The following is a 9868-nucleotide window of genomic DNA, read 5'->3' as shown; positions in this document are numbered from 1 at the left end:
CCCAAGTGGTCCTGCGCAGTCGCGACGTGTGGGGACCTTACGCGCCCTATGCCGGCAATCCGATTCTCACCCAGCGCGACCTGCCCGGCGATCGGCCGCTGCCGATCACCAACGCCGGGCACGCCGATCTGGTGGAAGGTCCGGACGGCTCCTGGTGGGCGGTGTTCCTTGCCAGCCGCAATTACCAGAAACGCCACTACAACACGGGACGGGAGACGTATCTGCTGCCGGTGCACTGGCRCGATGGATGGCCGGTGATCCTGCCCGCCGACCAGGCCATCCCGTATGCGGTCAAGGCGCCGTCGTGGATGAAGGGGGATGCAGCGCAGGCACCTTCCACCGGCAACTTCATCGATCGCGACGAGTTCGATGCGCCGACGCTCGGCAAGGGGTGGCTGCGCGTACGGGTCCCCAGACAGGCGTGGGCAGACCTGAACCTGCGTCCGGGCACCTTGGCCGTGCACCCGCTGGCGGAGAATCTGGACACGCTGCACAACCCGGCATTCCTCGGACGTCGCCAGCAGCATCTGCGCTTCGAGGCCAGCACCCGGATGACGCGCCCGGCGTCAGGCGTGGCAGCCGGCCTCGCCGCGTTCCAGAGCGAGCACTACTGGTACTTCCTTGGCGTACGCAGCCTGGGAGGGGATCGCGTGGCAGTCTTCCTGGAAGGACGCGATGGCAGCGGTGTGACCCGAACGTTGGCCACGCGCGAGGCGACGGCGTCCACGTCACTGCGCTTGAAGATCGCCGGTGACGAGGGCCGCTACGCCTTCGCATTCGACGCGGCCGACGGAGGTGGCTGGCAGACCCTCGCCGATGACGTGGACGGAACGGTATTGAGTACGGATCGCGCAGGCGGCTTCGTCGGCGCGCTGCTGGGACCATTCGCGCGCGACGAGCGCGCCTTGAGGAGCAAATGATGACGCGTGCGCCTTACCTCTGCAGTGGCCGTCGTGGCCCCATCGTCCGCATCCTGGCGCTGTGCGCTGCCATGGCAGCGGCGACCGCCGGTCAAGCGGCGGAAACCCAGCCCTGGCTGGACACCTCGGCCAGCTTTGAAACCCGCGCCGCCGCGCTGGTGGGGCAGATGACCCTGGAGGAAAAGGCCGCCCAGATGCAGAACGCCGCGCCCGCCATCGAGCGTCTGGGCGTGCCGGCCTACGACTGGTGGAACGAAGGCCTGCACGGTGTGGCGAGGGCAGGGCAGGCCACCGTCTTCCCGCAGGCAATCGGGCTGGCGGCCACCTTCGACGTGCCGTTGATGGCGCAGGTTGCGACCACCATCAGCGACGAGGCGCGCGCCAAGCATCACCAGTTCATACGCGAGGGGTCGCATGGCCGCTACCAGGGCCTGACCTACTGGTCGCCGAACATCAACATCTTCCGCGATCCGCGGTGGGGCCGGGGCCAGGAAACCTACGGAGAAGACCCGTACCTGACCGCGCGCATGGGCGTGGCCTTCGTGCACGGCCTGCAGGGCGACGACCCGGTGTACCGCAAGCTCGACGCAACGGCCAAGCACCTGGCCGTACACAGTGGTCCCGAGGCGGACCGCCACCACTTCGACGCACGGCCCAGCAAGCGCGACCTGTATGACACCTACCTCCCGGCCTTCGAGGCGCTGGTGAAGGAAGGCCAGGTCGACGCGGTGATGGGCGCCTACAACCGGGTGTACGGCGAGTCCGCAAGCGCCAGCACGTTCCTGCTGCGCGACGTGCTGCGCCGGGACTGGGGCTTCAAGGGCTACGTGGTGTCCGACTGCTGGGCCATCGTCGATATCTGGAAGCATCACAAAATCGTGCCCAGCCGCGAGGCCGCCGCGGCACTGGCGGTCAAGAACGGCACCGAGCTGGAGTGCGGCCAGGAATACGCCACGCTGCCGGCCGCGGTACGCCAGGGGCTGATCAGCGAAGCGGAGATCGACGATGCGGTGACGCGCCTGTTCACCGCGCGGATGCGGCTGGGCATGTTCGATCCGCCCGAGCGCGTGCGCTGGGCACGGATACCGGCCTCGGTGAACCAGGCCCCGGCGCACGACGCGCTGGCCCTGAAGGCCGCGCAGCACTCCCTGGTGCTGCTGAAGAACGATGGCGTGCTGCCGTTGTCACGCAACCTCAAGCGCATTGCCGTGGTCGGTCCGACCGCCGATGACACCATGGCCCTGCTCGGCAACTACTTCGGCACGCCGGCCGCGCCGGTGACCATCCTGCAGGGGATCCGCGACGCGGCGAAGGGGGTGGAGGTGCAGTACGCACGCGGCGTCGACCTGGTCGAAGGGCGCGACGATCCCGGTGCGACACCGCTGATCGAGGCAGCGTACCTGCGGCCGTCGGCCGATTCCCCGGAACGTGGGCTGCGCGGTGAGTACTTCCGCACGCCCGATCTGTCAGGGACGCCGGCCCTGGTCCGCACCGATGCGCAGATCGGTTTCCGCTGGGACCGGGGTTCACCCACCGACAACCTGCTGGCCCGCGGTGAWGCGGCGCCGGGGCAGGGCATTCCCAACGATGGCTTCAGCATCCGCTGGCGGGGCCAGCTGCTGCCGCCGGTCTCGGGCCGCTACCGGATCGAGGCGGCCGCCGATGACGGCTTCCGTCTCTACGTCGATGGAAAGCGGGTGCTGGACCACTGGGACAACAGCGATCGCCTGCGCAGCGATGGTGTCGACCTGGACCTGCAGGCGGGCCGCGCCTACGAGCTCACGCTGGAGTACTTCGATAACGAACGCGACGCAGGCGTGCGACTGGGCTGGCGCATGCCCGGCGCGAAGGCGCCGTTCGAGGAGGCGGTCGATGCCGCCCGCAACGCGGACGTGGTGGTCTTCGTCGGCGGCCTGACCGGCGATGTCGAGGGCGAAGAGATGACGGTGAACTATCCCGGCTTCGCGGGCGGCGACCGCACCGACCTGCGCCTGCCCGCCACCCAGCGCGCCCTGCTGGAAGCGCTGCACGCCACGGGCAAGCCGGTGGTAATGGTGCTGACCGGCGGTTCGGCGCTGGCGGTGGAMTGGGCCCAGGCGAACCTGTCCGCGATCCTGATGAGCTGGTATCCGGGGCAGCGCGGTGGCACCGCCGTGGGCCAAGCGCTGTTCGGCGACACCAATCCCGCGGGCCGGCTGCCGGTGACCTTCTACACCGCGGACCAGGCGATGCCGGCCTTCGACGACTACACGATGGAGGGCCGCACCTACCGCTACTTCCGCGGCACACCGCTGTATCCGTTCGGCTACGGGCTGTCCTATACCCGGTTCGGCTACGGCATGCTCAAGCTCGATGCATCCCGCATCGCCGACAACGCGACCCTCAAGGTGCAGGTGGACGTGGCCAACATGGGCAAGCGCGCAGGTGACGAGGTGGTGCAGTTGTATGTGCGACGGCTTGAGGCGAAACCGGGCGATGCACAGCAGGCGCTGCGCGGCTTCCAGCGTGTCCACCTGGCGCCGGGCGAGCGGCGCACCGTGGCATTCGATCTGGACGCGCAGCAGGCCCTGCGTCAGTACGACGAAGCGCGAGGGGCGTATGCGGTACCGCCGGGGACGTACGAGATAAGGATAGGGAGCTCCAGCGCTGATGTCCGCGCCACGGCTGGCTTCACGGTGGAGGCCAGCCGTGACTGACGCCCGCCGCATGGAAGGCGCCGAGCATGCGCTGTCGATCCGGGAGAAGCTGGGCTATAGCCTGGGCGATCTGGCGGCGAACCTGATCTTCCAGACGCTGATCACCTACCTGGCATTCTTCTATACCGATGTATATCGCTTGCCGCCCGGCACCGCAGCGACCATCATTTTCGTGATCGGCCTGCTGGGCGCTTTCGCGTTCACCCCGCTGATCGGCATCGCCGCCGACCGCACCGCCACCCGCTGGGGAAAGTTCCGGCCCTGGATCCTGTGGACGGCGATCCCGTTTGGGGTGCTGGCGCTGCTCGCCTTCAGTACGCCGGACCTCGGCGCACGCGGCAAGGTCATCTACGCCCTGGTGACCTATGGGCTGCTGATGCTGGTGTACGCGGCCAACAACCTGCCGTACTCCGCGCTCAGCGGGGTCCTCACCGGCAGCATGGCCCAGCGCAACAGCCTGTCGGCGTACCGCTTCGTGGCGGTGATGATCGCGCAGTTCATCATCCAGGTGCTGTTGCTGCCGTTGGTGCTGATCCTGGGCGATGAGGATCGCGTGCAGGGCTTCGAGCGGGTGATGACCGTGTTCGCGGTCGTGGGCACGCTGTTCTTCCTGATCACCTTCGCCACCACGCGCGAGCGCATCGTGCCGGCCAAGGAACAGACGAGCGGGGTGATGCAGGACCTGTCCGACCTGCTGCACAACCGTCCGTGGAAGGTGATGCTGGCCCTCACGGTGCTGGTCTTCGTCAACCTGGCCCTGAAGGGTGGCACCTACATCTATTACTTCCAGTACTACATGAGCGAGGCCGCGTTGGCGGGCTTCCTCGACACCTCCGGCTTCAACTCCTTCATCGGGGCATTGAACGCGACACTCAACGGATGGGGCCTGTCCGGCTTCACCTGGCCGGAGGATCCGGCGACCTCGGCCTTCAGCCTGTTCAACGCCTGCGGCATCCTCTGCATGATCCTGGGCATCGGCGTCTCCCGCCGCCTGGCCGACCGCTTCGGCAAGCGTGATGTCTTCGGCGGCGCGCTGCTGGTATCCACCGTGTTCCTGCTGGTGTTCTACCTGTTTCCGCCCACGGCGGTCGGCGTGGCCTTTGGCGCCTTCATGCTGCACGGCTTCTGCTACGGCATCACCATCCCGCTGCTGTGGGCGATGATCGCCGACGTTGCCGACTATTCCGAATGGAAGAACCACCGCCGCGCCACTGCGATCATCTTCTCCGCGATGCTGTGCGGGCTGAAGATCGGGCTCAGCATCGGCGGTGCGCTGGTCGCCGGCATTCTCGCGCACCACGGCTATCAGGCCGGCGCGGAACAGCAGCCCCAGGCCGTGGTGGACGGTATCCGCCTGACGGTGAGCCTCTACTGCTCCATTCCCTTCCTGATAGCTGTTGCGCTGCTCTTCCTTTACAAGATCGACAAGGACATGGAAACGCGCATCGAGCATGACCTGCATCTGCGTCGGCAGGGAGGCAACCTTGATCGGCTCGCGGCGCAGGCCATTTCCCAGCCGCTGGTGACCCACATCTATACGGCCGATCCCTCCGCCCACGTGTTCGAGGGGCGCCTGTACATCTATCCGTCGCATGATATCGACGGCGGCGCGCCCTTCGACGACGAGGGCGGGCACTTCGGCATGGAGGACTATCACGTGCTGCGGATGGAATCGCCCGAGGGCGAGGCCACCGATTGCGGCATGGCGCTGCATGTGCGCGACGTGCCCTGGGCCGCGCAGCAGATGTGGGCGCCGGATGCGGCCCATCGCGACGGCCGTTACTACCTCTATTTCCCGGCCAAGGACGGGCAGGGCAGGTTCCGCATCGGTGTAGCGGTGGCGGATCGCCCCGAGGGGCCGTTCACTGCCGCGCCGGAACCGATGGAGGGCACATACTCGATCGACCCGGCCGTGTACGAAGACGACGACGGCACGCATTACCTCTACTTCGGCGGCATCTGGGGTGGCCAGCTCCAGAAGTACCGTGACAACCGCTTTGATGCGACGCACGCAGAGCCTTCCGGGGAGGCGCCCGCCCTGGGACCGCGTGTCGGCCGACTGGACGCGGGGATGACGCGGCTGGCGGAGCCCACGCGCGAGGTCGTCATCCTGGATGAGCACGGACAGCCGCTGCGTGCCGATGACCATGCGCGCCGGTTCTTCGAGGGGCCGTGGCTGCACAAGTACCAGGGCCGCTATTACCTGTCGTATTCCACGGGCAATACGCATCTGCTTTGCTACGCCGTCAGCGACAGCCCGTACGGACCGTTCACCTATGCCGGCGTGATCCTGAAGCCCGTTGTGGGCTGGACCACGCACCACTCCATCTGCGCGTTCGAGGGGCAGTGGTATCTCTTCTACCATGACGCCTTGTTGTCGCGCGGCGTGACCCATCTGCGCTCGGTCAAGTGCACGCCCTTGCACATGGACGCGGACGGCAGCATCCGGACGATTGATCCCTATGGCGCTTGAAACGGCTTCACCCAGGGACGATGCGCAGGCGCCGCTGCCTGCCGGCCACCTTTACTGGTTGCGGGCAGGCAAGCTGGAGGTCGCGCTTGCACCGGAAGCCGGTGGTCGCATTGCCCATCTGCGCTACGACGGCGTGGAGTGGCTGGTTGGCGAACACGAAGGTAGCGCGGCCGCCATCGGTTGGGGGTGCTACCCGATGGTGCCGTGGGCGGGACGCATTCGGCAGGGACGCTTTGTCTTTGATGGCAGGGCAATTGAGCTGCCTGCGAACTTTGGGGCGCACGCGATCCACGGGGTAGGTTTTACACGGCCCTGGAACATCCAGAGCATCGGCGCGGATGCGGCGACGCTGTCGCTGGCGCTGCCCGAGGATGCGTACTGGCCCTTCGGCGGCAGTGCGACGCAGAGCATCCACGTACGTCCAGATCGCCTGGACCTCCACCTCGCCGTTGAGGCCGGCGACCAGGCAATGCCCGCCGTGCTCGGCTGGCATCCCTGGTTCCGGAGGCCGGATCAGTTGCTGTTCTCGCCGAGTGCGATGTATCCACGGGACGGGGAGGGCATTGCCATGTTGCCTTGCGTCAGCCCCGCGCCTGGACCTTGGGATGACTGTTTCATCAATCAAGCCGAGGTGACGCTGGTGTCTGGCAACCAGCGCCTGCGGCTGTGGGCCGATACGGATCACTGGGTGGTGTATGACGGTGCTGGGCACGCGACGTGCGCGGAGCCTCAGACGGGTCCGTCGGATGGGTTTACCTTGGCACCGCAGCGGCTGGCGCCGGGCCAGAAGATGGAGTTGACGTTCACGCTGATATGGGAGGGCGAGGGGATTACGCAGGGCTAGCGTCCCGTCCACCCTATCGGTGAGCGCATATGCACCGCTGGACCCGGCGGTAAGCTCGATGCGTATTACATCGGAATCAAGCGGCAGGAATGAGATCCAGTGAACTCACAGTGATGCACGTCGCTCAGGAATTCACGGCTTGAAAACTGCACGACGGCGACTCTTTACCGACCTCGTTTTGAAGTGAAGAGCCTCTTTCCATGTCCAACAGCCATCTCACCACGGTAAATCCGCTGACCGAAGAAGTAGTCGCCACCTATTCCTACATGTCTGACGCTGAAGCCGCGGCGGTCGTGAAGGCCAGTCACGAAGCCTTTACTCAATGGCGTCTCCGCAGTCTGGATGAGCGAGCAAAGGTGATTGCCGGCATTGCCAAGGCACTTCGCGAGCGGAAGGAAGAGTTCGCACAGCTGATGACCGACGAGGTCGGCAAGCTAATTGAAGACAGCCGTACTGAAGTCGAGCTGTGTGCCAGCATCTGTGACTACACCGCCAAGCAGGGGCCTGTTGTTCTGGCCGATGAGGAGCGCGATGTGGAGGGCGCCACAGGCATCGTCACCCACGCGCCGATCGGCGTGATTTACGGCATCCAGCCGTGGAACTTCCCGGCCTACCAGGCGATCCGCTACTCCATCGCCAGCCTGATGGCCGGCAATGGCGTCCTGCTCAAGCATGCCGAGAGCTGCACCGGCAGTGGGTTGCTGCTGCGTGACATCTACGAAAGTGCCGGGCTGCCCAAAGGGCTGTTCGGCATACTTTTGATCAGCCACGACCAATCCAACGACATCGTGGAAAACGATCTGGTGCGCGCGGTGACACTGACCGGGAGCGAAGCGGCAGGGCGCACGGTGGCCGCCAAGGCCGGCGCGGCGCTCAAGAAGACGGTGCTTGAGCTGGGTTCCAACGATGCTTATCTGGTATTGGACGATGCCGACCTGGATCTGGCGGTGGCGACCTGCGTCAAAGGCCGCCTGTTCAACAATGGGCAGACCTGCGTCAACGCCAAGCGCTTTATCGTGACGAAGAAGAACTACGAGGCCTTCGTCAGCGCCTATGCAAAGGCGTTCGAGGCGATCCGGATGGGCGACCCGAACGCCGAGGACACCCAGCTCGGCCCGATGGTCTCCAAGGCGCAGCGCGACAAGCTGCACGAACAAGTGACCAAGAGCGTCGCGCAGGGCGCACGTCTGGTGGTCGGCGGTGAGGTGCCAGAGCGAACCGGCTGGTTCTACCCGGCCACGGTGCTGGCGGATGTGGCGCCGGGGCAGGTGGCCTACGAGGATGAGCTGTTCGGTCCTGCGGCGGCCATCATCCGCGCCGAGGACGACGAGGATGCGCTGCGCATCGCCAACGACAGCCGCTACGGCCTGGGTGGGGGCATGTTCAGCCGGGACGTGCAGCGCGCCCGGGAACTGGCGAGCAAGTACTTCGACACCGGCATGGTCTTCATCAACACCTTCGACGTCGCATCCCCGGCGCTGCCGTTCGGTGGTGTGAAGGCGTCCGGCTATGGTCGTGAGCACGGTCCTGAGGGTCTGAAGGAGTTTGTCAACGTCAAGTCCATCAAGATTGCGGCTGCCGCGTCGGGTTGATCCGGCCTCGGCGCCCGGCGACTCCAGATTGCGCGCGCGCCTGGCCACGGATGGCCGTCGCCCACCGCCAACCCCGCACGCTGCTGGCCGGGACGATCCCGATGCGACGCGGAATACGTGGCGGTTACTGAAGGACCCACCGCGCCGAGTAAACAGAATCCCCGGCCCGCCCAAGGCCGGGGGACACCGTAGAGCGGACCGTTGGTCCGCTGCCTCCCAGGTTGCCCGCCCATCGCCTATCTGACGCTACGCGGCCTGCGGCTCCATCCCTTGAAGACTCAGCCGGCACGCAGCTTTATGTAGCGACGAAACCGGTAAGTGACCACCAAGCGGAGCGGCAGCGAGATACGGCGCGCGCCACGAAGGCGGCGCTCGATAGGTTGGTGGAGAGAATCGCCGCGTGAGAAAGCCGCCGGCCAGGCCTGAAGCATCCGCTCGGCCTTGGCCGGGTGTCCTCATCAGCCAGGCAGCTCACACTTCATTTTGCCGTCCACGTAATAAGGCTTGGGCACATTCGGGTTGTCGCTGGTCTTCTCGAAGACCACCTCGAACGAATCACTGTCGGGTGAGCCCTTGCGGTCGGTACAGGCGTCCTGCAGCTTCTTCTTTACCGCCGAGATGCCGGCATCTCGGTTGGCGCCATCTGCACTGTTGGTCAGGTTGACCGTTTCAGCGGAGGCAACGGCACTGAATCCCAACAGGCAGCCGGCAATCATCAGCGTGTGCAGTTTGATCATGGTGTTTTCCCTTGTGGACGCGAACGGGGTCCCAGCATAGGACGGCGCGGTTAAGGTGACGTCGTCAGGCAGGCGCCAGATGGCCGATGGTCCGAGGGGTAGGGCGGCGAAAGCGTGTATTTCACACGCAGGGAGATTCGCCAGTACACCCAGCCCAGGTTGTCGCATGCCAAGGTAATGGACAGCGGGTTCACCCATTGGCAGGCAGTGCTCGCCGCTCTTCGTGCATTCCCGAAAGCCCAGCGCGAACAGCGGCTCCGTTATGTCTGCAATCCGCGAATCAACATGACTGATCGCATGGGCTTGATGTAAGGCGGGCTGCAGCGCCTTGGGCCGTTCCCGTTGCTGCTTGTCCTTCCCGAAGCTGGACCTCGGCGCAGAGCTGAGCCACGCCCAGCGCCGCCTGGAATTGGGGAGGCCGGCGATCTGAACCGGCTGCACACGCACGTGAAGTGCAGCTTCTGACCCTGAGCCCGCACGGGGGATCCGTTATCACGCTCCCGGCTTCCCCGGCGGCGGAGTGTCGCCTCGTTCGTGCCAGGCCGGGATTTCCAGCGCATGGCGTTCGAGCATGGCCTGTATACACGCACGCGCATGGTGCCTCTC

The 9868-nt window shown here is 65.8% G+C and carries 6 protein-coding genes and 1 pseudogene; 6 read left to right on the top strand and 1 reads right to left on the bottom strand.

All coding sequences use genetic code 11. The features are described 5' to 3' along the window. From AC1DQP_RS11540 to AC1DQP_RS11515, 6 genes and pseudogenes are all read left to right on the top strand, one after another. A partial coding sequence (locus AC1DQP_RS11540) for a beta-xylosidase family glycoside hydrolase (RefSeq protein ID WP_478051630.1) occupies positions 1-920 on the top strand: 920 nt, incomplete at its 5' end. Between the two features lie 71 nt (positions 921-991). Continuing rightward, positions 992-3616: a glycoside hydrolase family 3 protein gene (locus AC1DQP_RS11535; protein ID WP_478051631.1), complete on the top strand. Its 2625-nt coding sequence runs from the start codon at positions 992-994 to the stop codon at positions 3614-3616. Positions 3617-3626: 10 nt separating this feature from the next. After that, positions 3627-5099: pseudogene (locus AC1DQP_RS11530) on the top strand (MFS transporter); the annotation flags it as partial. Next, entirely contained in the window at positions 5073-6089 is a 1017-nt protein-coding gene (locus AC1DQP_RS11525; protein ID WP_457319104.1) for a glycoside hydrolase family 43 protein, read from the top strand. The pseudogene AC1DQP_RS11530 and the gene AC1DQP_RS11525, both read left to right, overlap by 27 nt. After that, positions 6079-6933: an aldose epimerase family protein gene (locus AC1DQP_RS11520; RefSeq protein ID WP_478051629.1), complete on the top strand. Its 855-nt coding sequence runs from the start codon at positions 6079-6081 to the stop codon at positions 6931-6933. The genes AC1DQP_RS11525 and AC1DQP_RS11520 overlap by 11 nt, the downstream gene beginning before the upstream one ends. A gap of 200 nt (positions 6934-7133) precedes the next feature. Next, positions 7134-8525, top strand: a complete 1392-nt coding sequence (locus AC1DQP_RS11515; RefSeq protein WP_478051628.1) for an aldehyde dehydrogenase family protein — start codon at positions 7134-7136, stop codon at positions 8523-8525. A gap of 458 nt (positions 8526-8983) precedes the next feature. On the opposite strand, the gene AC1DQP_RS11510 is transcribed toward AC1DQP_RS11515, so the two are convergent. Next, entirely contained in the window at positions 8984-9262 is a 279-nt protein-coding gene (locus tag AC1DQP_RS11510) for a hypothetical protein (RefSeq protein ID WP_256774328.1), read from the bottom strand. Positions 9263-9868: the final 606 nt, after the last annotated feature.

This window comes from Stenotrophomonas sp. P5_A8 (assembly GCF_056400545.1).
The sequence above is the reverse complement of the archived record's forward strand: the minus strand, read 5'-3'. Positions and strand labels throughout refer to the sequence as shown.

Excerpts from the sequence above, each read along its gene's own strand:
- AC1DQP_RS11515 (WP_478051628.1), top strand. The coding sequence starts at position 7,134 with ATGTCCAACAGCCATCTCACCACGGTAAATCCGCTGACCGAAGAAGTA.
- AC1DQP_RS11520 (WP_478051629.1), top strand. The coding sequence starts at position 6,079 with ATGGCGCTTGAAACGGCTTCACCCAGGGACGATGCGCAGGCGCCGCTG.
- AC1DQP_RS11510 (WP_256774328.1), bottom strand. The coding sequence starts at position 9,262 with ATGATCAAACTGCACACGCTGATGATTGCCGGCTGCCTGTTGGGATTC.